We start from the raw sequence: 24,038 nt of genomic DNA on the forward strand, positions 1-24,038 counted from the left end.
TCAATGGCCTTGGCCAAACGTGATCTGCACCTTGCATGCAACAGACCTATCGCCAGCTTGCTCGAAAGCTTCGACTGCGCTCTCCAGCGGAAATTCATGAGAAATGATCGGCCGCACATCGATGGCACGGGACGAGATCAGNTTTACCGCCTCGCCGAACTCACTGTCGAAGCGCTGGGAACCGCGCCAGATGATTTCCTTGCCCACCAATGCGTTGAGCGGAATGGTTATATCCCCGGTTACGCCGACCTGCACGAGAGTCCCGCGTGGCTTTATGACAGCGAAGGCAGAACGCAAAGCGGGGCCTGCGGCAGAACAATCAAACACCACATCGAATGTTCCCTTGTTCTTCTGATAGGGGGCGAGACCATCCCGGTCGGACGCTACGTTAATAACATGTGTGGCACCCATGGCCGGTGCGCGTGCCAATGCGCCATCGGCCAGATCGGTGACGACGATTTCGGAGGCGCCAGCGTGTTTGATGGCAGCTACCGTCAGCAAGCCGATGGGTCCGGCACCTGTGACGAGAACCTGTTTACCCGAGAGGTCGCCCGCCTGCGCTACCGCGTGCAGGCATACGGCCAGAGGCTCGGCGCAAGCGGCCTCCGCCGGTGTTGTGTCGCTACCGCATGCGAAACATTGTTGCGCGGGCACCACCAGCCAGTCTCGAAACATGCCTTGTTCATGCGGAAGGCGCATGGCGCTGCCCATGAAGCGCATGTCGAGGCAATGGATCGGCCGGTCGATTTCGCAGTAGTGGCATTTACCACAGGGCTGTGACGGATTGATTGCGACGAGCGCCCCAAGTGCCAGATCACTGACGCCTTGCCCTAGGGACTCGATATAGCCGGAGGCTTCATGGCCCGAAATAATGGGCTCACGGACCTGAACAGGGCCGAAGCCGCCGTCTTGATAATAATGCAGATCGGAACCGCAAATGCCACCTGCGGCCATGCCCAACAGCACCTCGCCGGCCCCGGGNTTTGGCACATCCTGGGTTTCGACCTTGATGGATTTTTTGCCGTAAAGACGCGCTACGCGAGTGAGCATGCGGTTGCTTTCTGTCTTGCCAAGAGAATGGTAAGCCCGCGCGGTAAACGCACGGGCTTGGTTGTGTGTTAGCGGATCAGCCCCATTTCAGTCGGCAGCCACAAAGTAATTGCCGGAATGAAGGTGATAAGAATAAGCGCCAAGAACAGTGGCACCAACCAGGGCAGAATGGCCATCGTCGTTCGCTCGACCGAAAGTTTGGCGACACGCGATAGGACAAACAACACCATGCCAAGCGGTGGGTGCAACAGGCCGATCATAAGGTTCAACGTCATGATCAGTCCGAAATGCACCGGATCGATATCGAACTGCAGCACCAGCGGCAGAAGGATCGGCACAAGAATTGTGATCGCCGCAATCGTATCCAGGAAGCAGCCTACGAATAGCATGAGGATATTGACCAATATCAGGAATATCCATTTGCTGTCTGTCAGAGTCAAAATGGCCGTCGAAAGAAGCTGCGCGGCCTGACTGACCGTCAATAGCCACGCGAAGACGGAAGCTGCCGCCACGATGAACAATACAGCCGCTGTCGTCTCGATGGTGTCGAAGGAGGCTTTTGCCAGCGTTTTGAACGTCATGGTGCGGTACCGCACAAGACCGAGAAAGAGTGACCACAACACGGCAGCAACGGCCGCTTCGGTAGGCGTGAACCAGCCCATTGTCATGCCGCCAATAAGAATGACTGGCGTCATAAGCGCCATGACAGCGGAAAAATCGAAATACCAGTCACACGCAATCAAAACCGCCAGCACGATGCAGATGGCAAAGTTCAGCGACATTCCGAACATGGTCAACACATAGACGCTGATCGGCACCAGCAGAACGATCAAGACTTCCAGTGAGGCGCCGNAAATCGTGCGAAGACTGAATGGCGTGTCTGAGCCCCAATTTTTGATATAAGCGAAAACCGTCACCGTGATCATCATCAGCAGCGTCATGACGACGCCTGGAACGATGCCCGCCATGAACAGAGCGCCGATGGAGACATTGGCCATCATGCCGTAGATCACAAAGGGCAAGGATGGCGGAAAGATCGGCCCCAGCGTGGCGGATGCAGCCGTGACGCCGACGGCGGCCTCGACCGGGTAGCCATGATCCTTCATCGCTTTGATTTCGATTGTGCCAATACCGGCAGCGTCGGCAAGGGCTGTACCCGACATGCCGGAGAAGATAACGGACCCGATGATGTTGACCTGCGCAAGGCCGCCCTTCATCCACCCAACGAGAGCAACGGCGAAGGAGTAGATGCGACCGGTAACACCGGCGCTGTTCATCAAATTACCGGCCAGAATGAAGAATGGTACCGCAAGCAGTGGAAAGCTCTCGACACCGGCGATCATGCGCTGTGCGGCAATGATATCTGGGGCGACATTATAAAAGAGAATATAGGCCAGTGACGAAACGGCCATGGACATGGCAACGGGCAGACCGATGACCATCAAGACGAGGAAGGAACCTATCAGCAACAACATGGCATCAATCTCCCACGCTCTGGAATTCTTCAGGGCGTTCCAGCACGGAGTAACCACGACGAAGATTTGCGACGAATACCTGGATGGACCGCAGGAACATCAGGACGAATGCGGCGAAGACGGTGTAGAAAACGATACCGCGCGGCAGTGCCACAGTGACCATTTCTTCGTCCGCAACGATTTCCAGGTAACGCCACATCAGCCATGACATATAAGCAAAGAAGCCGATACGCAGCACGTCCACCAACAAGGACATGACACGCGTCAGGCTAGGCGGCAGATAGTGATAGAGCACATCGACCTGGATGTGGCGCGACATGCGTACGCACATGACGGACCCCATGAACACGACGCCGATCAGGCAATTGACCGCAATTTCCTCGGTCCAGGCATAGCTGTCATTCAAGACGTAGCGTGTGAAAAACTGTAGGAAGACGCAGGCCGTCATGACCCAGAACAGGGCGAGGGTAAGCCAGTCTTCGAAGGAATAGATGGAAAGGTCGGTTTCCAGAGGCGCTTCATCGAACGTATGGGCAAGCTCCTCAGGGGTTACCTGATTATGGATTTCGCGCGACATTGTATTATCCCAGCTGAGAAGNAAAGGGCGGCGCGGCTTTCAAAGCCGCGCCGGAGACGGGACTACTGGATGGCGCGAATGGCTTCCCAATCGGACTTTTCGTAACCGAAGTCTTCGAACTTCACCTTTTCGAGGACGTTCTTCTCGAAGTCTGCCTTATCGACTTCCGTGACCGTCAAACCACGCTTCTTGAATTCGTCGACCAGCGCGTTTTCTCGGCCTTCTATAATTTTGGTGGTTTTGGTTGCTGCTTCCTGCATGACATCTACGAAAATTTTCTTGTCTTCGTCGGAAAGGCTTGCCCAGCGGCTTTTGGAGATCACGGTATTGAGGTGATCGACGATGTGCCCGGTCAGCACGATGTTCTTCTGAACTTCGAAGAACTTTTTCGCCTCGATGGTCGTCAGCGGGNTTTCCTGCGCATCGACCGTGCCGTTCTGAAGGGCGAGATAGACTTCGGCAAAAGCAATCGGTGTGGTGTTGGCGCCGCAGGCGCGTGGCATCGCCAGATAGGCCGGAACATCGGGAACACGCATTTTCACGCCGGCGAGGTCGGCGCATGTCGCGATCGGTTTGTTGGCGGTAGTGTGACGGGTACCGTAGTAGCTCACGGCAGCGATGACATTGCCGGTCTTGTCTTCATAACCTTTGGCAAGACGCTTGAAGACATCGCTTTTGGTGTAGGCGATCAGGTGCTCTGGATTGCGGAAGATGTAGGGGAAATAGGTCACGCCGATCGGCTTGTAATCACGCGCGGCAAAACTGGAACCGGAGATGACCATATCCACTGTTCCCAGTTTAAGGCCCTGATTGATATCCGCTTCTTTTCCGAGCTGCGAGGCCGGGAACACGTCGATTTTGTATCGACCTTCCGTACGCTTCTCGATTTCTTTGGCAGCCCATACGGATTCCGTGTGGAACGGCTCGCTGGTTTCATAAACATGCGCCCATTTCAGCGCCGTCTGTGCCTGCGCTGAAAGTGCAGATGCCATGACCATGGCCGTTGCGCCAAGCAAGCTGGTTATTCTTGATATCATTGGNTTTCCTCCCGGATTAAGATCTCATGTCTGNTTTCCGGCTTCGCCCTCTCTCCTGGCGAAGCCATCNTTTTCCTTACGGCTCCTCCCCGAAGCTTTCGGAAAATCTCTTTTGCGACAGCTTCAAATGCTGTCGCATCGCATCCCGCGCGCCACTTGCGTCATTGGCTGCAATCGCGTTGCGTATGATCGTGTGTTCCTCCAGCGCCGCGCGCCAGGTATGCGGACCCTCGAAATGCGCCGCCAAGCGCTCGAAATAGGGCGTCATTCGCCTATCGAAGATGTGGCCTGTAAAATTGTGAAGCGTGGCGTTGCCAATGATATCTGTGATGCCGGTATGAAATGCGCGGTCCTGGACCAGCATCTTGACCGGATCGCCAATCGCGCTCTCCATGCGGCGAAGGCATTCATCCAGGATTGCGATATGATCCGCGTTTGCCAGTCTCGCAGCTTCTTCGGCAATTGCGCTTTCGATGATGCTGCGCGCCCGGAGAATTTCAAACGGGCCGTCGCTCTCATCCACCGATAAGACTGGGGGTACAGCATTGGGTCGCTGGCTAACGTAAACGCCGGAACCCATTCGTATCTGAATGTAACCTTCTACTTCCAGAACGATCAGTGCTTCGCGCACGGTAGGTCGAGATACCGCGAACCGTTCGGCAAGATCGCGCTCTGCGGGAAGTTTTGCACCAAGGGCAATTTCTCCCGTTTCTATAAGCGCTCGTATCTGGTCCGCAACCTGTCTATGCAGGCGACGCGGTTCCAAAGCGACAAACATGTGAAACCTCCCAACCCATCATCCCAAATGCGCTTTGGTAAAGTGGTCTTACCAATCGCATTAACTAAGTCTAATGGGAACGGAAAGTCAACCGTCTAATAATGATGCGTTGATGTTTGTCGCGGTTACGCCACCTAGGGTAGCGTAACCGTTAAGCTTTATTCTTCGCTTGTCACACTTCCGGACGTCGAAAATCGCCGGTTTTGCCGTCCATCACCCACAACTCGCCGGTCGAAATATCGAACCAGGCACCATGAAGCTTGACCTTGCCAGCTACTTCCTGCGCCTTCACGAAAGGAAATGCGCGCAGATTGCTGATGGAATTGCGAATGGAAACCCGCTCCAGTGCCGTCTGTCGCTCGCCCGGTGTCATGACGTCGTTGCTCTGGATTTGTTCAGCCGCAGATTTGACCATGTTCATCCACTTGCCGATGAAATCGCCGGGTGACAGAGGTTCAAGATTGGGATCGAGCGCTGCCTGGATACCGCCGCAACGGCCGTGGCCCATCACGACGATGTCTTTGACCTTCAAGACCTGTACGGCATATTCGATGGCTGCTGAGGTCGCGTGATATTGCCCGTCCGGCTCGAATGGCGGAACCATGTTGGCGACATTCCGCATCACGAAAAGTTCTCCCGGTCCGCAGTCGAAAATAGTTTCCGGCGCGGAACGAGAGTCACAACAGGCGATGATGAGAGTTTGAGGCTTTTGGCCGGTGTCTGCGAGTGCACGATATCTTTCGCGCTCATCGGTGTAACGACCGCTCATAAAGTTCTTGTAACCGTTCAGAAGGTAGTCTGGNAAATCTTTCATGATATCGCAGTACCGTATGCTTGGGGCCAGCCTCTTATATGAGCCCGGCGCGTTGAAACCCGTTTTTCATTCCGCTATTTGCGCTTGCTGCGTGATGGATGCAAGAGATGACGCATTTGCACCATGGCCATGGGTGTGGAAAGACTGGACGCATCGGTTTCAAGCGTTAGTTCGTTCAACCCACGTTTCATGGTGCGCGCCAGCACCTCGAACACGCTGGCCGTCGCCAGTTGTAGTGCCCGTTCATCGTCCATGCCCTGTAACAATCGCGCAAGGAAAAGGGCGGAGATGAGGTCGCCAAGACCGTTTGGAACATTGTCGATAGACCGATGCTCGGCGAGCAGTGCATGACGTCCGCTCAGGAAAAGGTTGCCAATGCCGCCCGCCATCATCGGCACGGCCGACGTCACCAGCATTTTCGGTGGTCCAAGCGCCAGAGCCGCGTCCATGATCTCATTGTTGGTCTCAAGTTCCGCGCCGCTCATCCATGCCAGTTCATAGCGGTTGGGTGTCGAGACAGTGGCGAGCGGAATAAGTTCGTCGCGAATGGCTTGTGCCGTTTCAATCGGTACATAAAGCCCGCCCTTGTCACCCATGACGGGATCGCAGAGATAGATGAGATCAGGGTTGGCCTCTTTCATGGTTCGGATGAGGCGGGCGACGGACCGGACCTGCTCGACGCTTCCGAAATATCCGGTCAGGATGGCGCGCACTTCGCTGGACCACTTGGACGTTGCCAAATCCTGCATGGCCTTATCGAATTCGGCGTTGTCGAACCGCAGGCGCGTTGATGGTCCATGGCCGGGGTGCCAGGGCATGACGATGGTCGGAACTGCCCAAACGGGAAAGCCGAGCGTTTCAAGTCCGAAAACGACCGCCCTGTTACCGACAGAGCCTCGCATGACATGGCTGGAGATGACGATGACGGAGCCGTTGGTATTGTCCTGCATGGCGCACTCACTCAACTTGGTCGCTGCCACGGCTCCACTCGATGCCACTGGCTGCGTGATCGGTTCGTCATGGCATATCGTACGGCCGCTTTCCACTGCTATGTGTGGTATCGGCGTGCGCGTTTGCCTCGTTTATTTCGAGGCGCGTTCCAGTGCCTTCAGCACGGTGCGCTCAGACAGGGTCAGATAAAGCTCCATCTGGGTTGCGGCCTCTGTCACCTTACCCNTTTCGACAAGATCGAGAATCTGCTCGTTCATATCGACAAAGGGAGAGTGCAATTGCTCCGGGTCGTTCAACAGCCCGAAGCTGAGGCGAAGCTCAGCAGCGACGCGCGCGTAGAAATCGCTCAGCCGACTGCTGTCCGACAGGTCGACCACCGCTGCATGAAATCTCATATTGGCGCTGCCAACTTCGCGCCACTGCCGCTGGTCGCGTTGCAACTTTGCGTATTCCACCGCCTCACGCATGATCGACGTTGCGGGGTGTTTCGGCCAAGCCTGACGCAAAGCGCCACATTCCAGCATACGGCGTACCCGGTAGATATCTATGATCTGATCCGTGCTGGGCGTGGAGACGAAAACGCCGCGATTGGCTTCGTGCCGCAAGAGGCCGTCCTTGGTCAAAAGCCGGAAGGCCTCGCGCAGGGAATTACGCGATACATCAAGACGCTCGCTGAACGCTGCTTCGGATATCCGCTGCCCAGGTGTCAGTGCGCCGGTAATCAGAAGATCACGAATATCTCTGGCCACGCGATCCGCAAGCGGCAGGGATTCCGTCGTGACGTTCTCTTCTTGGGCACTCATTTGTAGTCCATCTTTCATTGGCAGCGTCTCGCGCACCGTCGGTGCCGGTTGCAATATCACAAATATTGAGCAGCGCAGGTAAAATTCGTGCTTAATTTCAGTCCAAAAGCGCCAAAGATTGCGCAAATTGAAAGAACGATATAATTTTATTGTTCAACAATATTGACAATTTTGTAGATGCCGCCAAGATCGGTCCAAAGCATCCGCGAGGGGCGGAATGCAATAAGGAGAAAATCCATGGAGCAAACAAAAATTGCCCAGACCGTCGAGTTTGCGCGGTCACGACGAGCGTCTCTTACTGCTGCGATATTCCTGATGGCCACATCTGCTATCGGGCCCGGCTTCATTACGCAGACAGCAACCTTTACCGCCAAGCTCGGCTCGGCCTTCGCCTTTGCAATCCTTGCCTCGATCGTCATCGATTTCGTCGTCCAGTTGAACATCTGGCGCATCGTGACGCTGACGCGCATGCGAGCATCTGACATCGCCAATTCAGCCATACCCGGCTCTGGTTATGTGCTTGCTATTCTCGTCATTGTTGGCGGATTGTTTTTTAACATCGGCAATATCGGTGGCTCCGGCCTTGGACTGAATGCGATGCTTGGCCTTGATCCAAAATGGGGCGGCGCGCTCAGCGCACTTTTGGCCATCGGCATCTTTCTCTCCAAACGCGCAGGCATGGCAGTCGACCGGTTTATCATCTTCGCCGGTATCTTGATGATCGTGCTGACGATCTATGTTGCCTTTGCTTCAGGTNCCCCCGTCGGGGAGGCGCTTTTCCAGACATTCCTGCCGTCTACAATCGATTTTGCCACGATCACGACCATCGTTGGCGGTACGGTCGGTGGCTATATCACATATTCCGGTGCCCATCGTTTGCTGGATAAGGGCATGGTCGGCGTCGAGAATCTCGGCTCCGTCAACCGGGCGGCCCTGACCGGCATCGCCGTGACGGGTGTCATGCGTTACGTCCTCTTTCTGGCCATTCTTGGTGTTGTTGCCAGTGGCGTCGTCATCGACGTTTCAGGAAAGGGTGCAAATCCAGCTGCGCAGGCTTTTCAGGTTGCCGCAGGAGATATCGGTCTAAGAATATTCGGCATCGTTCTTTGGGCCGCAGCCATCACGTCGGTTATCGGCGCTGCCTACACCTCGGTTTCCTTCATCACTGTTTTCAACAAGGATATCACCGAGCGCGGTCGCAATATTGCGACGGTTATCTTTATCGCAGTTTCTCTTTTCTTCTACATGGTCATCACCACGCCACCAGCACAGATGCTGGTATTCGTCGGTGGCCTGAATGGACTCATTCTCCCAATCGGTCTGTCGATCTTCATTTACGCAGCCTGGGCCCGGTCCGATTTGATGGAAGGATATCGCTATCCACGCTGGCTTCTTGTGCTTGGTGTGATCGTCTGCGCCCTGACCTGGTATATGGGTTATAAATCCATTGGCCCGATCTTCGCACTTTTGACAGCATGAGGAGAGAGACATGGCGTCCATCGATCTGAACAGTGATCTTGGCGAAAGCTACGGTGCATGGAGCATGGGGGATGACAGCGCGATGTTGTTGGTCGTTTCCAGTGCCAACATTGCTTGTGGTTTCCACGCGGGTGATCCGGCGGGTATCTACCGCACGGTCAAAGCCGCTGCTGAGAATGGGGTGGTCGTTGGAGCGCATGTCTCTTATCCGGACCGCGTCGGCTTCGGNCGCCGCGATCTGGACGTCACATCGGAAGAACTGATCGCCGATGTCATCTATCAGATCGGGGCGCTGCAAGGCATTGCTGCTGCCGCCGGAACTGCCGTTCGTTACGTCAAGCCCCACGGCGCGCTCTATAACCGCATCGCCAATGATGCGAAGCAAGGCCAGGCGGTGATCGATGGCATGAAGGCCATCGACCCGTCGCTGGTGCTTATGGGGCTTGCCAACGCACCTATCCTTGAGCTTGCCCGCAAGTCCGGCTTGTCAGTGGTTGCGGAAGCCTTCGCGGACCGCGCCTACACGCCGCAGGGCCAGCTTGTTTCCCGCCGCGAGGCCGGTGCCGTGCTGCATGATGCAGAGAAAATTGCGGCCCGTATGGTCCAGCTTGCCCGGGAGGGTACGCTCGAAGCCATCGACGGCAGCATCATCAAAATCGAAGCCCAATCCATCTGCGTCCATGGCGATAGCCCCGGTGCCGTTGCCATCGCCCAACAAATTCGAAAGCGGTTCGAGACCGATGGCATCGCTATCGGCTCGTTCGCCTCCAGCATGTAAGGAGCGGTCATGACGATCCCCATATCCTATCTGAACCACACGGACGCAACGGTCGCCCGCAAGGCGCGTGGCGATTATCGCAACGGTTTGGTCGCCCCGACATCGGGCATCGCTCCGGGCTTCACGCAGGCCAACATGATCGTTCTACCGCGTGACTGGGCTTTCGATTTTCTATTATACGCGCAGCGCAACCCAAAGCCTTGCCCGGTTCTCGACGTGTCCGATCCTGGTGTGCCGACCACCTTGCTCGCGCCCGGTGCCGATCTCCGCACCGATTTGCCGCTCTACCGCATCTGGCGGGACGGTAAGCTGGTCGAGGAAACGGCAGATGCTACCAGCGCCTGGGCTGAACGGAATGATCTCGTAGCGTTCCTGATCGGTTGTAGTTTCACCTTTGAAACGCCGATGGTCGAAGCGGGCATCGAAATCCGCCATATGAAGGACAAATGTAATGTGCCGATGTATCTGACGAACCAACCTTGTCGTCCAGCTGGTCGCTTGAAGGGTAACATGGTCGTTTCCATGCGGCCTATACCTGCTGCGCGGGTGGCGGATGCCGCGACTATTTCGGGGCGTTTTCCCGCTGTGCATGGCTCACCCGTCCACGTCGGCTCCCATGAAGATATCGGCATTACCGACCTTTCAAAGCCGGACTTCGGCGATGCAGTACGTATCGAACCCGGTGAAGTTCCGGTGTTTTGGGCATGCGGTGTCACGCCTCAAGCGGCGGTCATGGCATCGGGCGTGCCANTTGCGATCACCCACTNCCCCGGGCATATGTTCATCACCGACATTCCCGATTCTGCCTATCATGCGTGAGGCCAAGATGCGTTTTTTACCCGTCAGCCTCACCACCATTCTGGTGGAGCTTGCCGATCTCGACCAGACGCTTGCGCTTTTCGCATCGCTTGAGGCCGACCCCATCGAAGGCATCGAGGAAACGGTTCCTGCTGCCCGTACGCTGATGATCCGTTTCCGTCCGGNAAAAATCGAGGCGCAAGCATTGGCGGCCAGAATTGCCACGCGTGATCTGTCTGCCAAGATAGCACCATCGGACAAGCTGGTGGAAATTCCGGTTCACTACGATGGCGAGGATTTGGCCGACGTCGCGGAACTGACGGGCCTTAGTGTCGAAGACGTCATTCGTCGCCATACGGAAAGCGAATTCACCGTCGCCTTCTGCGGCTTTGCACCTGGCTTTGGTTATCTGGTGGGTGGTGATCCAGCGCTGCATGTGCCTCGGCGTCAGAGCCCTCGCACCCGCATTCCCGCCGGATCGGTCGCCCTTGCTGGTGCTTTCAGTGGTGTCTATCCACAAAACAGCCCAGGTGGCTGGCAGATACTGGGCACCACGCCACTGNAAATGTGGGATATCGAGCGCGACCCCGGCGCATTGCTCCAGCCCGGTTACCGTGTCCGTTTCTTCGACATGGACAAAGCAGGGCGCAGCACTGAGGCTCCCGCTACAAGATCTGCTGCCCCGAAAACCGTGCCAGACAGAGACGCCGCACATTTCGAAGTGCTGGCAGCACCTGTGCCCGCTATTTTTCAAGACCTTGGCCGCTTCGGGCAGACGGGCCAGGGCGTATCGGCTTCTGGTGCACTCGACCGTTCTGCCTTTAACGCGGCAAACCGCATCGTCGGCAATCCCGTCAACACCCCCTGTCTTGAGCTGACGCTGGGGGGCTTTTCTTTCAAAAGCGCAACCCGGGCCGTGATCGGCGTGGCAGGTGCTTCCTGCGTTATAACCGTTACATCGGCAGCCTACAGCTTCGAGGCCACCCCCTATGCGCCGATCTCTCTGGAACCCGGTGATGTCGTGACATTCGGCAATCCCACCAGCGGCATGCGCTGTTATCTCTCGGTTCGCGGCGGTTTCGAGGTTGCTCCGGTTCTGGGAAGTGCTGCAACGGATACGCTGGCCGTTGTCGGACCGGAGAATGTCGTTACCGGTTCGGTGGTCAATCTTCGAAACCAGAAAACTGGCTTATCGAGCGTTTCCATCGATGAAGTTCCCGCCTTCGATCTGCCAAAGGCAGGCGAGGTCGTGACACTCGATGTCATCTATGGTCCACGCACCGATTGGTTTACACAAAACGGAATGAAAACGCTGACAAGTCAACTCTGGCAGGTCACGCCACAGTCGAGCCGCGTCGGCATTCGCCTTGCCGGCGANGTCCCGGTGGAGCGCAAGGATAGTGCGGAGCTACCAAGCGAAGGTACGGCCACCGGCGCAATTCAGATTCCCCATAGCGGCCAACCGGTTCTGTTTCTCGCCGACCATCCGCTGACGGGCGGCTATCCGGTCATCGGCGCGGTTGCCGAGCATCACCTTGATCTGGCTGGCCAGATACCGATCAACGCTAAAATCCAGTTTCGCCCGCTTGGGCCATTCGCCGAGATTCCGGCAACTGAGAACACAAAATTTTCGGGAGACAAGCCATGAAAAAAGTCCTGATCGCCAATCGCGGCGAGATCGCGGTGCGTATCATCCGTGCCTGCCGTGACTATGATATCGGGTCCGTGGCTGTCTATGCAGACCCGGATCAGGACGCGCTTTTCGTCCGTCTTGCAGATGAAGCGTATGGGCTGGAAGGCGTGCGGCCTGCGGAAACCTATCTCGATATCGAAAAGCTTATTACCATTGCCAGGCGTTCTGGTGCCGATGCGGTTCACCCTGGCTATGGTTTCCTCTCTGAACGTGCCGAATTCGCGCAAGCCGTCATCGATGCGGGCCTGATCTGGATCGGTCCTGACCCTGATGTCATCAAGGTTTTGGGCGACAAGGTCGAAGCGCGCCGCATTGCCACCAGCGTTGGCGCACCTCTTGTTGCGGGCAGTGATGGACCGGTTTCGACGTCGGCGGAAGTCATTGCTTTTGCGGAAGAACACGGCCTGCCCGTCGCCATCAAGGCGGCACATGGCGGTGGCGGGCGCGGCATAAAGGTCGCGTGGAAGATGGAAGAGATTGCCGATCTCTACGAGTCCGCTGTGCGGGAAGCCACAGCAGCCTTCGGGCGTGGCGAGTGTTTCCTTGAGCGGTTCCTGGACCGCCCGCGCCACATCGAAGCGCAGGTCATCGCTGATAAACACGGCAACGTCGTGGTGCTTGGGACGCGTGATTGTTCGCTCCAGCGCCGCAATCAGAAACTGATCGAAGAAGCTCCCGCACCGTTTCTGACATCCGAACAACGTCNAAAAATCCATGATTCCGCCAAGGCGATCTGTGAGGCTGCAGGTTACTCCGGTGCTGGCACCGTGGAATTTCTTTTGGGCGTTGATGGCACGATTTCCTTTCTGGAGGTCAATACGCGCCTTCAGGTGGAACATCCGGTCACGGAAGAAACGACGGGCATCGATCTCTTGATCGAGCAGTTTCGCGTGGCCGAAGGCCAGTCGTTGCGCATCCGGCAAACACCGGAGCCGCGCGGCCATTCAATGGAATTCCGCATCAATGCGGAAGATCCCGGCCGTGGCTTTTTGCCGACGCCCGGCGCAATCACCGTGTTCGATCCCCCATCTGGCCCCGGCATTCGCCTGGACAGCGGCGTCGTCACCGGATCGACGATCCCCGGCGTTTTCGATTCTCTGATGGCAAAACTCATTGTCACCGGCGTAGATCGCGATCAGGTGTTGCGCCGCGCCCGCCGTGCGCTGAAGGAATTCCGTATCGAAGGCGTCGCCACGGTTCTGCCTTTCCATCGCGCCGCCATCGATACGGATGANTTTATCGGTGCTGACGGGTTCAAGGTTCATACCCGCTGGATAGAAACCGATTTTGCCGACATGCCGGACGCTATGGAGCGTCCGAAACCCGTTGACGATGCATCCGTCACTCGGACATGGCTGGAAATCGATGGTAAGCGCGTGGCAGTTGGCCTGCCGCATCTCTTGCTGGCGGGTTTCAGCGGCGCAGGCAACGGCGCTTTATCGTCGGCTACAGCGACAAAGCCGCAGGTGGATGGTATCACGGCGCCGGTTTCCGGCACGTTGCAGTCCTTTAAGATCGCGGATGGGGACACGGTGTCGGAAGGTGATCTCGTCGCTGTCATGGAAGCCATGNAAATGGAGACGCAGGTGACGGCACCCAAATCCGGCAAGGTTCGCATCCAAGCCAAAGAAGGCGATTACCTACAGTCTGGCGATGTGGTGATCGTTTTCGAATAGTCGTCGTTAAAGGGAGCGGCGCGTCTCATGCTCATGGGGCGACGCCATTTCCAAGACCCGGACGTTTCCGTATTTGCGCCCCATAGCCACTTTATCAATGGTTCGATTATTCCGTTTAAGATCGTACCATTNAAATATCGGGCAGCATTTTGGACACCAGGATCAATACATTCGACGGCCAGCCACAGGCTCTGCAGCACTCCGTTCCCGATGATATTGATGAAATCCATCGCCGGACATTCGAATATTTTTGGCTCGGTAGCCATCCGGTGTCTGGCTTGGTTAGAGACAGGTTGCGGGCGGATGGGACATCAATAAACGAGATTGCTTCGATCTCAGGCACGGGGTTCGGAGTTCTGGCCATCATCGTCGGTGCCGAGCGAGGGTGGATCACGCGCGATCAGGCGCTCGACCGTGTCACGACCATTGTACGAACGTTGAGCAAGGCGAAGAGATTTCACGGCGCATTCGCGCATTTTCTTCATGCCGACACATGTGAGGTCATTCCATTCAGCCCCAAGGACGATGGCGGCGATCTGGTCGAGACGGCATTTCTTTTGCAGGGCCTGATCTGCGCCCGTGAGTATTTTTCCCGCCCGACGCTGGCAGAAACGAGGTTTCGCAGCCTCGCGCAAGACCTGATCACAGGGGTGGAATGGAAGTGGTACACACGGCGAAGCGACGGTCCTCTCTGGTGGCACTGGAGCGCGAAATATAGGTGGTGCTTCGATATCGCCATCAGCGGATGGAACGAAGCACTGGTCTGTTATGTCCTGGCGGCCGGTGCCAGGCAGCATTCCATCGACCCGGTTCATTATCATCAAGGTTGGGCGCGTTCCGGCGCCATGATCAATGGCAACACCTATCTCGGAACAGTTTTGCCATTGGGAGAGCCATTTGGGGGGCCGCNTTTTCTATCGCAATATTCGTTCTGTTGTCTCGACCCGAGACGCCTGTCGGATCGTTACTGCGATTACCGGCAGCAGGTTGAGGCACACACCAGGATCAATTACGACTACTGCCAATCNAAATATCCGGGCACGGACCTGTGGGGCATGACGGCCAGCGATGGTCCGAAGGGTTACAAGGTGCATTCCCCGACGCAAGACAATGACGTGATTTCGCCAGCCGCCGCCTTGTCGAGTTTCCCGGTCTGCCCCGAAGAAGCAACGGCTGCGGCACGCGCCTTTCTGAGCTACGCAGATGGCAAGCTCGTAGGCAGATATGGCTTTGTCGATGCTTTTTCCCCAGGCACAGGCTGGATTGCCCAGACCCATCTTGCCATCGACCAGGGACCGGTCGTGGCCATGCTGGAGAATTACCGTTCCGGCGTGCTGTGGGCCTTGTTCATGGGCGCTCCGGAGGTTCAGCGCGGTCTCTCCCGCCTTGGCTTCACCACATCCGTTCAGCCAGACGCTCAAGACCACGTCTGAAGAGGCTCAGTCGCGCGGCATGCCTTCCGGTCGCGCCAATCGCCTTTGCGCACCAATGCGGAATGGTGCATTCATTGCACCGTAGCCAACATACTGGCCACGCCGTTCCACGATTTCGAAGAAGAAACCTTCACCGAAGGTTTGACTGTAGATCTGGAAGTATTCGCCATTGTCATCGCGGTCGTAAAGGATGCTGGAGGCGCGCAGTGCATCTGACAGTTCCGGTTCAAGTCCAAAACGCGCTTCCAGATCATCATAATAATTGCGCGAAATTGGCAGTGCCTGAAAGCCGCATGTTTTGAGCTCCGTTGCGGTCGCGAAGATATCGTCCGTGGAGAACGCTATGTGCTGAATGCTTGTGCCAAAGCCTTCCGCCAAAAATTTGCCCGCAAACGTCTTGCGGTTGTCTGCACCATTCATCGTCAATCGGAAATCGGGTCTGGGGCGGCTTTCTATTGCCTGGCTGCGAACGAGCCCACCAGGCTCCACGACATCGACCATGGGCGTTCGGCGCATCGAGAATATCGACGTGTAGAAGAGTAGCCATGTCAGCATCTCATCGTATCGAGTTGTCTGCGCAAGGTGATCGATCCGCGTCAATCCCGCATTGGCCTTTTCGTTTGAGGCAATAGGCACGAATTCCTGTTTCCAGATGGACGAAAGTGCCGGAGAGTCATCGAGGAAATAGATGACGCCATTGCCGACGCCCTGGATGGCCGGAATGGATGCCTCGCCGCTTTTGCGCGGCTCGAAGAAGGTTGGAGCACCCAAGGCTGCTGCTCGCTCCATTGCGGCATTCGCATCCTCGACCTTGAGGCCGAATGCATATGCGTTCGTGCCATGAACGGAATAGGATGCGCCGGCGAAGCTGTCGCCGGTACTATCCGTATTGATGACGATACGGATGTTGCCCTGTGTGTAAAGCTCGACCTCGCGGTTGCAGTGGCGGGCCGACTTGTTGAAGCCGAGCGTACTGAGCAGTTTTTCAAGGTCTGCTTTTTCGGTTTGCCCCGTCGTAAATTCCACGAACTCCACACCCGTCGTCTCGACGGGATTTGGCATTTCGGGTACCCCGATGCGAATATCCGGCTCCTGACGCTTCACCTGATCCATCAGGTTGATGAGTGAGCGGTGGCCGTCTTCCGCAAGCAGTCTGGCAGAACCGCCACGGAACTGGTCGTTGAAAATTTCCAGCGAGAGTGGTCCGGAATAGCCCGTTGCGGCAACCGCCCGCATGAATTCAACAACGGGGAGGTCACCTTCACCCGGCATGTTTCTGAAATGGCGGCTCCAGTAAAGCAGGTCCATATCGAAGAGGGGAGCATCCGCCAATTGCACGATGAAGATCTTGTCGCCGGGAATGGAGCGGATCGAATTGGGATCGATCTTGCGCGACAGCGTGTGGAAACTGTCCAGGATAATGCCGACATTCTTGTGGTCGGCGCGGCGGACAACTTCCCAGGCATCACGGTGATCGCTGATGTGGCGACCCCATGCCAAAGCCTCATAACCGACGCGCAGGCCGTGTTTGGCTGCTCGCTCTCCCAACTCGTTAAAGTCGTTGGCTGCGCGATCCACGCCGCCGAGCGATATCTGCGAGACGTTGGAGCATATCAGCATCAGCTCTGTGCCGAGTTCACCCATGATGTCGAATTTACGCTCAGCGCGTTCGAACGCACGTTGCCGGTGATGGTCCGGCATGCCTTCGAAGTCGCGAAAAGGTTGAAAAAGTGTGATTTCGAGGCCGTGATCACGAACCATTTCACGTACTTCGCGCNGGGACGCGTCATAGGTTAGNAAATCATTTTCGAAGATTTCAACGCCTGCAAAACCTGCTTTTGCAATGGCGGAAAGTTTTTCGGGAAATTCACCGCTGATGGAAACGGTTGCGATGGAGGTCCGCATCGGCAGCTTTTGCTGCTCTGTGCCAGAGATGACCATATTGCCTTCCTTTCCAGTGTTATGTACTGATTGGTTAATAATGACGGCTTCGGTTTGGGATTGGCTGAGCGCTGATGGGTGGACAATGACGNAAACCGTGATTTCCAACGGTATCAGTGGTACGCGGCAGACGAAGCGCGACCCTGAAGGCGTGCGCCGCGACATTCTTTCCGTCGCCATGGACGAGTTTTCGCAAAACGGCCTGTCTGGCGCGCGCATTGATGAAATTGCGGCGCGAACCCGAACCTCCAAGCGCATGATTTATTATTATTATGGCGACAAGGAAGGGCTCTATCAACAGGTGCTTGAAGAGGCCTACGCCAAGGTGCGCGGCGGCGAAAGCGATCTTGAACTGGATAGCTTGGAGCCATTGGCCGCGCTGGAAAAGCTTTGTCGCTTCACCTTCGACCACCACCGACGCAATCCTGATTTCATCCGTATGGTCATGATCGAAAACGTCCATCACGGGCGCCACATGCAGGGTTCTGAGGCGATCCGGCAACTCAACCGTCCAGCCATTGAAGCGCTGGAAAACGTGTTGGCGCGCGGTCAAAAGCAAGGTGTTTTTCGCAAACGCATCGAAGCGCTCGAACTGCACTGGCACATCAGTGCGCTGTCCTTTTTCAATGTATCGAACGCTGCCACCTTCTCGTTCATTTTTGGCAGCGGCCTGTTTACCGACGATGGTCAGGACGCTCTTTCGAAGCATGTCACAGATATGGTGATGCGTTACGTGCTTCGCGTCGATCATATCAGGGATACCGACCTTGTCGGCGAGTGAAGACATGGGATTTCACGCCGTTGATGCCACATTCTCATCGGCGCAGAGCTCCTTGAAATGTGCACTCATGCGCACCGGATCGGGCTCTTGGCCGGAAAACAGCCGGAAGGCACCCACTGCCTGAAAAACCGCCATGCCGCCGCCGGGCAGTGTCTGGCAACCTTTTGACATAGCTGCGGCCAGCAGCGCAGTGACCAACGGCATGTAAACAATGTCGGCCACCCAGTGCCGAGGATTGATCAAATCATCACGCACCGGCATGCCGGGATGAGCGGGCATACCCATCGGCGTTGCGTGTATCAGACCATCCGCATGGGGCATTGAGGTTTCAGGAGCATCAACCGCAAAAGCCCGGCCATCGCCAAATCGTGCGTTCAGTTTATCTGCCAATTGCTCGGCGCGTTTCACATCCTGATCGTAGATATCGAGACGAGCGATTTCCAATTTCAGCGCTGCATGGGCAACGGCGACGCCTGCACCACCCGCGCCGATCAACAGCGCGCGGTCCCGCTTGGCGTCCGGCAATCCCCGCTTGAAGCTTTCGTAAAAGCCGTACCAGTCGGTATTATGGCCAGTGCGCCGACCATCGTGAAAGACCACTGTGTTGACGGCACCCAGCATGCGCGCATCATCCGACAGATCATTCAGGAGAGGAATCACCAACTGCTTGAAAGGATGGGTAATGTTGACGCCAGCAAAACCTTTCGCTTCCGCCTCATCCAGCAGGGCAGGCAAAGCGCTTTCCGACAGTCCTCTGCAGTTGATGTCCATCAACTCATAGGAATAGTCGATTCCATGCGCTTCACCTTCACGCATGTGCATAGCAGGCGTTTTGGAGAGCTGGATATCGGCGCCAATCAGGCCGACTTTCAAGGAGGTTCTGTCTGTCATGGCGGGGAATTACTCATAAGACGAGGCAACTGCGGCGCAGTTCAATGATGGGCAAGAATTTCGCCGAGGAAGGTGCGGGTGCGCTGGTTTTGTGGCTTGCGGAAGAATTCTTCCGGGGGTGCTTCCTCGATGATTTCACCGGACGCCATGAACACCACACGGTCGGCCACCTGCCGCGCAAAACCCATTTCATGGGTCACGCAAATCATGGTCATCCCATCGCGGGCCAGGCCAATCATGGTATCAAGCACTTCCTTGACCATCTCAGGGTCCAGCGCAGACGTCGGTTCATCGAACAGCATAGCTTTCGGCTCCATGCACAATGCCCGTGCAATGGCGGCACGTTGCTGCTGGCCGCCGGATAGCTGTGCCGGATATTTCTCCGCCTGATCCTGGATGCGTACGCGCTCCAGATATTTGCGTGCGGTCGTCTCTGCGTCTGCNTTTGAGAGACCTTTGACACGCATGGGTGCAAGCGTACAGTTTTCCAGAATGGTCTTGTGAGGAAACAGATTGAAATTCTGAAACACCATGCCCACCTCGCGCCGCACTGTGTCGATGGCACTGGCGGATGATGTAAGCTGAGTTCCTTCAACGGTGATCCTACCTTTCTGAATTTCCTCCAGATGGTTGATGCAGCGAATCAGCGTGGATTTGCCGGAACCTGACGGCCCGCAAAGAACGATCTTCTCGCCTTTGCGGACCGTGAGGTCGATGNTTTTCAACGCATGAAAGGCTCCATACCACNTTTCCACCCCTTCGAGGGCGATCAGCGGAACCTGTGCGGCGGTGGTTTGCGGCATGGTGACCTCCAGATTACTTTACGGTGAACGGGACATCAGGCAGCGATTCCGGGAAGGCCGGAACTTCGCGTTTCATCCACTTGGTATAGATTTTTGCCAGTTCACCATCGCCCTTGATCTTGACGAGGAAGGAGTTGATCGTCTCATTCCAGTCCTTTTCACCGGGACGAGTGCCAGCGCCATTGTAAAGCGTTGTCAGGTCGAACTTGGGTTCATATTTCCCAGCGGCTGCCGCGTTCAGGCGATCACCGTNAAACTGGTTGCCACCCACGACTTCCACCTGCCCGGAGATCAGTGCCTGAATGTTGGCGGCATCGTCGTCGAAGCGTAGAATATTGGCTTTGGTGCCAGCGCCAGCCGTGATGGACGTATCCATTGCACTGGATTTCGGCACGCCGACGGAAACACCGGTGAGATCGTCATAGCCGGCGATTTTCTTGTCCTTCGGGCCATAAACAGAAAGAACGTTACCTGCGTAAGGCTGCGAATATTGAATTGTCTTTGCGCGCTCTGCCGTCATGCCCATGGTGGCGAAGAGAACATCGACCTTGCCGGTCATAAGCGCCGGGATGCGGTTTGCAACGGCCAGCGGCACGAACTCGACCTTTACGCCGAGATAGTCTGCGAAAGCCTTGCCGATGTCGGCATCCAGACCGTCCTGAACGCCGCTGGAGTTTACGAAGCCCCACGGCGAATTGTCACCCTGAATGCCGATGACGACTTTGCCCTTGGCCTTTGCTTCTTCGACAGTACCGGCGAATGCATCGACCGGTGCCACGAAGGGCAGGGCAACCGTTACTGCGGCAAGTGCCAGCAGCACACGGCGGTTTAGTTTCATGCTCTTGGATGTCATCTTTTGCTCCTCCTTACAAAGCTGATGATAGATATGGATCAACGTGAAGCGGTCTGTAGTCTTTTCTCGACGCCGGCACCCCACAGGGAGAGTGGCCAGCAGATGAGNAAATAGATGAGCCCGACAATGGCAAAGACCGTCAGTGGCTTGAATGTCTGGTTGGAAACGATCTGTCCTGCACGCGACAGTTCCACGAAGCCGACGATAGCGGCCAGCGATGTGCCTTTGATAAGCTGTACGAGAAAGCCGATGGTTGCAGGCAGCGAAATCTTGAATGCCTGCGGCAGAACGATGTCTTTCATGCGCGAGACGTAATGCAGGCCCAACGCCTTGGCTGCTTCGGTCTGGCCCTTTGGCACGGCCTGAATACCACCACGCCAGATTTCACCCAGAAATGCGCTGGCATGGAGTGTGAAGGCAATGGCAACCGCAATCCAGGCATCGATATCCAGGCCCACCAGCGCTACGCCGTAATAGACGACGAAAAGCTGCATCAAGAGCGGTGTGCCCTGAAACACGGCGATATAACCCGCAGTTACACGCCGACCGATGGGGTTGTCCACGGTGCGAGCCAGCGCCACGCAAAGGCCGAAAATGCCGCCGCCGATAAAGCCAATTACAGTCAACGCCAAGGTCCACTTCAGACCCTGCATGAGGAAAAACAATTCGTTGGTACCGATAGGTGTCATCGTCTTCTCCTCACTTGACCGGGTAGCTGAAGGACAGGCGGGCAATGAGCGCGAAGACGCCCATCATCAGCGAGGAAATGACGAGGTAGAGCAGCGTGATGGAGAAATAGACCTCGAACGAACGGAATGTCTCTGCCTCGATTCGCTGTGCCACCGACGTCAACTCGTAAGCCGCAATAGAGGTACATACCGATGTCGTCAGGGTCAGCATGATGAACTGGCTGGTGAGCGATGGATAGACCGCACGCAAAGCGGGCCGCAGAATGATGTGACGGAAAATTTGTGACCGGCGGAGCCCAAGCGCGAGCCCTGCCTCGACCTGCCCCTTGGGAACGGCATCGACGCCGCCGCGAATGATCTCGATGGCATAGGCACCGCCATTCAACGCCAGCGCAACAATTGCCGTCGTTGTCGGGTTGAGCCGCAAACCGAGTTGGGGGAGTGCGAAGAAGATGAAAAAGATTTGGACGAGAAACGGTGTGTTGCGGATAAGCTCGACAAAGCCGATCACCAATACGCGAAGAGCTTTGAAGCGTGAACCGCGGGCAATAACGCCCAGAACACCGATGATGGTCGCCAGAAACATACCGGCGAGCGCCAAACCAATCGTTGCAAGGCAAGCCAAAAACAGTTCGGGCAGGCGATCGTAGACTGCCGAAAAATCAAGCGTGTATGACATCCATCCTCCCCTCCAGCGCTAAAACCTTGCCGTTTCTCTGCGCCTTGCACGTCGTCGCCTTTACGGAAAGTCCCAGCATCTTGGTTTCCGTAAAAGTGTGGATCAAGCCTGCGCCTCCCGCGCCGCCATTATCCGCACAATGTTTGTACCAGTTAGTTCATTTCTGTCAAGCGACCATGAGCGTTGACTTTTAAGGCTGTGAAAAAGGATTGTTCACCTTATTGAGAGCAACGCCGGCATGCTTTTGTTGGCGTGCCTTCAGAATGTGCGCGCCTATCTTTGTTTTTGGTCATCCGATCCCCAGATCCAGCCGTAGTATCCGGAAACATCAGGATATCTTTGACATGAACCGATGCCGAAACCTCANTTTCATCCTCGGAGATCAGCTTTCCCCGCAGATGTCGAGCCTTGCAGGGGTTGATCTGGAGAGGGACGTTATCCTGATGTGCGAGGTGGCGGAGGAGACCACCTATGTGCGGCATCATCGCAAGAAACTCGTGTTTATTCTTTCGGCCATGCGTCATTTTGCAGCCGAACTGACGGCAAAAGGTTTCAAGCTTCAATATGTGCGTCTTGATGATGCTCAAAATTCTGGGTCATTCACAGGAGAGTTGAAAAGGGCCGTCAAAGACTTGTCTCCAGACAGTGTTTTGGTCACCGAGCCCGGCGAATGGCGGGTGTTGCAATCAATGCTCAAATGGGAGGAGGAGACAGGTGTAGGTGTCAGGATTCTCCCCGATACGCGCTACCTTTGTTCGCATGAAGAATTTGGCCTCTGGGTCGANGGGCGTCGTGATCTGACGATGGAANTTTTTTATCGTGAGATGCGTCGCNAAACGGGTCTTTTGATGGATGGCGATGCGCCTGTGGGTGGGCGCTGGAATTTCGACAGCGAGAACCGCTCTCCCGCCAAGCCGGATTTATTTCGCCCAAGGCATCTGCAATTCCCGCCAGATGACGTGACGCGCAATGTTATGGAGATGGTTGAGGAAAGATTTCCCGATCACATGGGCTCCGCCGATGGTTTTGCTTTTGCAGTGACCAGCACCGACGCTGAAAAGGCGGCCGATGCGTTTATCGATGACTTTCTGCCCAAATTCGGTGAGACGCAGGACGCGATGGTCAAAGATGACCCGTTTCTCAATCATTCTCTCCNTTCTTTCTACATAAACCTCGGCTTCCTCGACCCGCTGTCGCTCTGCCGGAAAGCGGAGAGAGCGTATCTGGAAGGGCATGCGCCGATCAATGCGGTGGAGGGCTTCATCCGCCAGATCATCGGCTGGCGCGAATATATGCGTGGCATCTACTGGCGCTTCATGCCTGATTACGCTCAACGCAACTTCTTCGAAGTCAGCCGACCGCTGCCAGAATTCTTTTGGACTGCGAAGACCGACATGGCCTGCCTTGCGACCGTGATTGGTGAGACGATTGAAAACGCTTACGCGCATCACATCCAGCGTCTGATGATCACCGGCAATTTTGCCATGTTGGCGGGTCTCGATCCATTTGCGCTGCACGAATGGTATCTGGAAGTCTACGCCGATGCCTACGAGTGGGTGGAGCTTCCCAACGTTATCGGCATGAGCCAATTTGCCGATGGCGGGCTGCTCGGTTCAAAACCCTACGCGGCAAGTGGTGCTTATATTTCGAGGATGTCCGATTATTGTGGGACCTGTCGCTATGATGTGAAGAAGAAAACCGGGGAGGGCGCGTGCCCCTTCAATGCGCTCTATTGGGATTTTCTTGATCGAAACAAGAACAAACTGTCCGGTAATCGAAGGCTCGCGCAGACCTACGCGGCTTGGCGGAGAATGGATGACGGACAACGAGCAACCTACCGCGAGAGTGCGCGTGCTTTTCTCCAGAAACTAGACGATGGCCTCTTCGTGTAACCGGCACCTGAGGACCTTTATCTTTTCCTTATGTGATCGGCTCATCTTCGCAATCGAACCCTGACGCGATCAGGGATTAGGGTGCTCTCCTGAACCAACGAGAGAAACCCAATGTTCGACCTTGTCTTTGTTCTTCTGGGCAGTGCGGTGCTGATCGCCTTTGCGTT

The 24,038-nt window shown here is 56.0% G+C and carries 22 protein-coding genes; 8 read left to right on the top strand and 14 right to left on the bottom strand.

The features are described 5' to 3' along the window. The 8 genes from CUC55_RS12725 to CUC55_RS12760 form a co-directional block, all read right to left on the bottom strand. Positions 1 to 1,050, bottom strand: coding sequence for an L-idonate 5-dehydrogenase (locus tag CUC55_RS12725; RefSeq protein WP_103088091.1), 1,050 nt, complete (start codon positions 1,048 to 1,050; stop codon positions 1 to 3). 68 nt (positions 1,051 to 1,118) lie between these two features. Further along, on the bottom strand, positions 1,119 to 2,525 hold the full coding sequence (locus CUC55_RS12730; protein WP_103088092.1) for a TRAP transporter large permease: 1,407 nt from the start codon (positions 2,523 to 2,525) through the stop codon (positions 1,119 to 1,121). 4 nt (positions 2,526 to 2,529) lie between these two features. After that, complete coding sequence (locus CUC55_RS12735) at positions 2,530 to 3,102, bottom strand: TRAP transporter small permease (protein ID WP_067647724.1); 573 nt, start codon at positions 3,100 to 3,102, stop codon at positions 2,530 to 2,532. Positions 3,103 to 3,164: 62 nt separating this feature from the next. Continuing rightward, positions 3,165 to 4,139 carry a sialic acid TRAP transporter substrate-binding protein SiaP gene (locus tag CUC55_RS12740; protein WP_103088093.1) on the bottom strand — a complete coding sequence of 325 codons (975 nt, stop codon included), beginning with the start codon at positions 4,137 to 4,139 and terminating at the stop codon, positions 3,165 to 3,167. A gap of 76 nt (positions 4,140 to 4,215) precedes the next feature. Next, positions 4,216 to 4,917: a FadR/GntR family transcriptional regulator gene (locus CUC55_RS12745; RefSeq protein WP_067647730.1), complete on the bottom strand. Its 702-nt coding sequence runs from the start codon at positions 4,915 to 4,917 to the stop codon at positions 4,216 to 4,218. Between the two features lie 172 nt (positions 4,918 to 5,089). Further along, positions 5,090 to 5,731, bottom strand: coding sequence for a carbonic anhydrase (locus CUC55_RS12750; protein ID WP_103088094.1), 642 nt, complete (start codon positions 5,729 to 5,731; stop codon positions 5,090 to 5,092). A 74-nt stretch (positions 5,732 to 5,805) separates the two neighbouring features. Beyond that, on the bottom strand, positions 5,806 to 6,681 hold the full coding sequence (gene pdxY / locus CUC55_RS12755) for a pyridoxal kinase PdxY (RefSeq protein WP_067647736.1): 876 nt from the start codon (positions 6,679 to 6,681) through the stop codon (positions 5,806 to 5,808). Between the two features lie 132 nt (positions 6,682 to 6,813). Then, positions 6,814 to 7,485, bottom strand: coding sequence for a GntR family transcriptional regulator (locus CUC55_RS12760; protein ID WP_103088095.1), 672 nt, complete (start codon positions 7,483 to 7,485; stop codon positions 6,814 to 6,816). Positions 7,486 to 7,722: 237 nt separating this feature from the next. Between CUC55_RS12760 and CUC55_RS12765 the strand changes: the two genes are divergently transcribed. From CUC55_RS12765 to CUC55_RS23640, 6 genes are all read left to right on the top strand, one after another. Continuing rightward, positions 7,723 to 8,964: an NRAMP family divalent metal transporter gene (locus CUC55_RS12765; protein WP_103088096.1), complete on the top strand. Its 1,242-nt coding sequence runs from the start codon at positions 7,723 to 7,725 to the stop codon at positions 8,962 to 8,964. A 10-nt stretch (positions 8,965 to 8,974) separates the two neighbouring features. Beyond that, entirely contained in the window at positions 8,975 to 9,742 is a 768-nt protein-coding gene (locus CUC55_RS12770) for a LamB/YcsF family protein (RefSeq protein ID WP_067647745.1), read from the top strand. Between the two features lie 9 nt (positions 9,743 to 9,751). After that, entirely contained in the window at positions 9,752 to 10,561 is an 810-nt protein-coding gene (locus CUC55_RS12775; protein WP_103088097.1) for a putative hydro-lyase, read from the top strand. Between the two features lie 7 nt (positions 10,562 to 10,568). Beyond that, the gene (locus tag CUC55_RS12780) at positions 10,569 to 12,188 is read left to right on the top strand and encodes a 5-oxoprolinase subunit B/C family protein (protein WP_103088215.1); all 1,620 of its coding nucleotides are present in this window, start codon (positions 10,569 to 10,571) and stop codon (positions 12,186 to 12,188) included. Then, positions 12,185 to 13,909 carry an acetyl/propionyl/methylcrotonyl-CoA carboxylase subunit alpha gene (locus CUC55_RS12785; RefSeq protein ID WP_103088098.1) on the top strand — a complete coding sequence of 575 codons (1,725 nt, stop codon included), beginning with the start codon at positions 12,185 to 12,187 and terminating at the stop codon, positions 13,907 to 13,909. The genes CUC55_RS12780 and CUC55_RS12785 overlap by 4 nt, the downstream gene beginning before the upstream one ends. Positions 13,910 to 14,559: 650 nt before the next feature. Then, complete coding sequence (locus CUC55_RS23640) at positions 14,560 to 15,342, top strand: glucoamylase family protein (RefSeq protein ID WP_425352832.1); 783 nt, start codon at positions 14,560 to 14,562, stop codon at positions 15,340 to 15,342. 6 nt (positions 15,343 to 15,348) lie between these two features. Here the strand turns inward: CUC55_RS23640 and CUC55_RS12795 are convergent, their stop codons facing one another. Continuing rightward, the gene (locus CUC55_RS12795) at positions 15,349 to 17,247 is read right to left on the bottom strand and encodes a bifunctional sugar phosphate isomerase/epimerase/4-hydroxyphenylpyruvate dioxygenase family protein (protein ID WP_103088217.1); all 1,899 of its coding nucleotides are present in this window, start codon (positions 17,245 to 17,247) and stop codon (positions 15,349 to 15,351) included. A 121-nt stretch (positions 17,248 to 17,368) separates the two neighbouring features. Here CUC55_RS12795 and CUC55_RS12800 point away from each other — a divergent pair, with 121 nt between their 5' ends. Next, the gene (locus CUC55_RS12800) at positions 17,369 to 18,064 is read left to right on the top strand and encodes a TetR/AcrR family transcriptional regulator (protein ID WP_103088099.1); all 696 of its coding nucleotides are present in this window, start codon (positions 17,369 to 17,371) and stop codon (positions 18,062 to 18,064) included. A 12-nt stretch (positions 18,065 to 18,076) separates the two neighbouring features. On the opposite strand, the gene CUC55_RS12805 is transcribed toward CUC55_RS12800, so the two are convergent. The 5 genes from CUC55_RS12805 to CUC55_RS12825 form a co-directional block, all read right to left on the bottom strand. Continuing rightward, positions 18,077 to 18,955, bottom strand: coding sequence for a shikimate dehydrogenase (locus CUC55_RS12805; RefSeq protein WP_067647757.1), 879 nt, complete (start codon positions 18,953 to 18,955; stop codon positions 18,077 to 18,079). A gap of 41 nt (positions 18,956 to 18,996) precedes the next feature. Next, the gene (locus CUC55_RS12810) at positions 18,997 to 19,758 is read right to left on the bottom strand and encodes an amino acid ABC transporter ATP-binding protein (protein WP_103088100.1); all 762 of its coding nucleotides are present in this window, start codon (positions 19,756 to 19,758) and stop codon (positions 18,997 to 18,999) included. A gap of 13 nt (positions 19,759 to 19,771) precedes the next feature. Next, positions 19,772 to 20,611: a transporter substrate-binding domain-containing protein gene (locus CUC55_RS12815; protein ID WP_103088101.1), complete on the bottom strand. Its 840-nt coding sequence runs from the start codon at positions 20,609 to 20,611 to the stop codon at positions 19,772 to 19,774. 38 nt (positions 20,612 to 20,649) lie between these two features. Next, positions 20,650 to 21,300, bottom strand: coding sequence for an amino acid ABC transporter permease (locus tag CUC55_RS12820; protein WP_103088102.1), 651 nt, complete (start codon positions 21,298 to 21,300; stop codon positions 20,650 to 20,652). Positions 21,301 to 21,310: 10 nt separating this feature from the next. Next, positions 21,311 to 21,979, bottom strand: coding sequence for an amino acid ABC transporter permease (locus CUC55_RS12825; protein ID WP_067647769.1), 669 nt, complete (start codon positions 21,977 to 21,979; stop codon positions 21,311 to 21,313). A gap of 344 nt (positions 21,980 to 22,323) precedes the next feature. Between CUC55_RS12825 and CUC55_RS12830 the strand changes: the two genes are divergently transcribed. Further along, a complete protein-coding gene (locus CUC55_RS12830; protein ID WP_103088103.1) occupies positions 22,324 to 23,871 on the top strand; it encodes a cryptochrome/photolyase family protein in 1,548 nt (515 codons plus the stop codon). Positions 23,872 to 24,038 lie beyond the last annotated feature (167 nt).

The sequence above is a fragment of the Agrobacterium bohemicum genome (genome assembly GCF_002896715.1).
GTDB classification, from domain to species: Bacteria; Pseudomonadota; Alphaproteobacteria; order Rhizobiales; family Rhizobiaceae; genus Agrobacterium; species Agrobacterium bohemicum.

Bases quoted from the DNA above. Each gene is read 5' to 3' on its own strand.
- CUC55_RS12735 (WP_067647724.1), bottom strand. From the start codon at position 3,102: ATGTCGCGCGAAATCCATAATCAGGTAACCCCTGAGGAGCTTGCCCAT.
- CUC55_RS12745 (WP_067647730.1), bottom strand. From the start codon at position 4,917: ATGTTTGTCGCTTTGGAACCGCGTCGCCTGCATAGACAGGTTGCGGAC.
- pdxY (WP_067647736.1), bottom strand. From the start codon at position 6,681: ATGCAGGACAATACCAACGGCTCCGTCATCGTCATCTCCAGCCATGTC.
- CUC55_RS12805 (WP_067647757.1), bottom strand. From the start codon at position 18,955: ATGACAGACAGAACCTCCTTGAAAGTCGGCCTGATTGGCGCCGATATC.
- CUC55_RS12825 (WP_067647769.1), bottom strand. From the start codon at position 21,979: ATGTCATACACGCTTGATTTTTCGGCAGTCTACGATCGCCTGCCCGAA.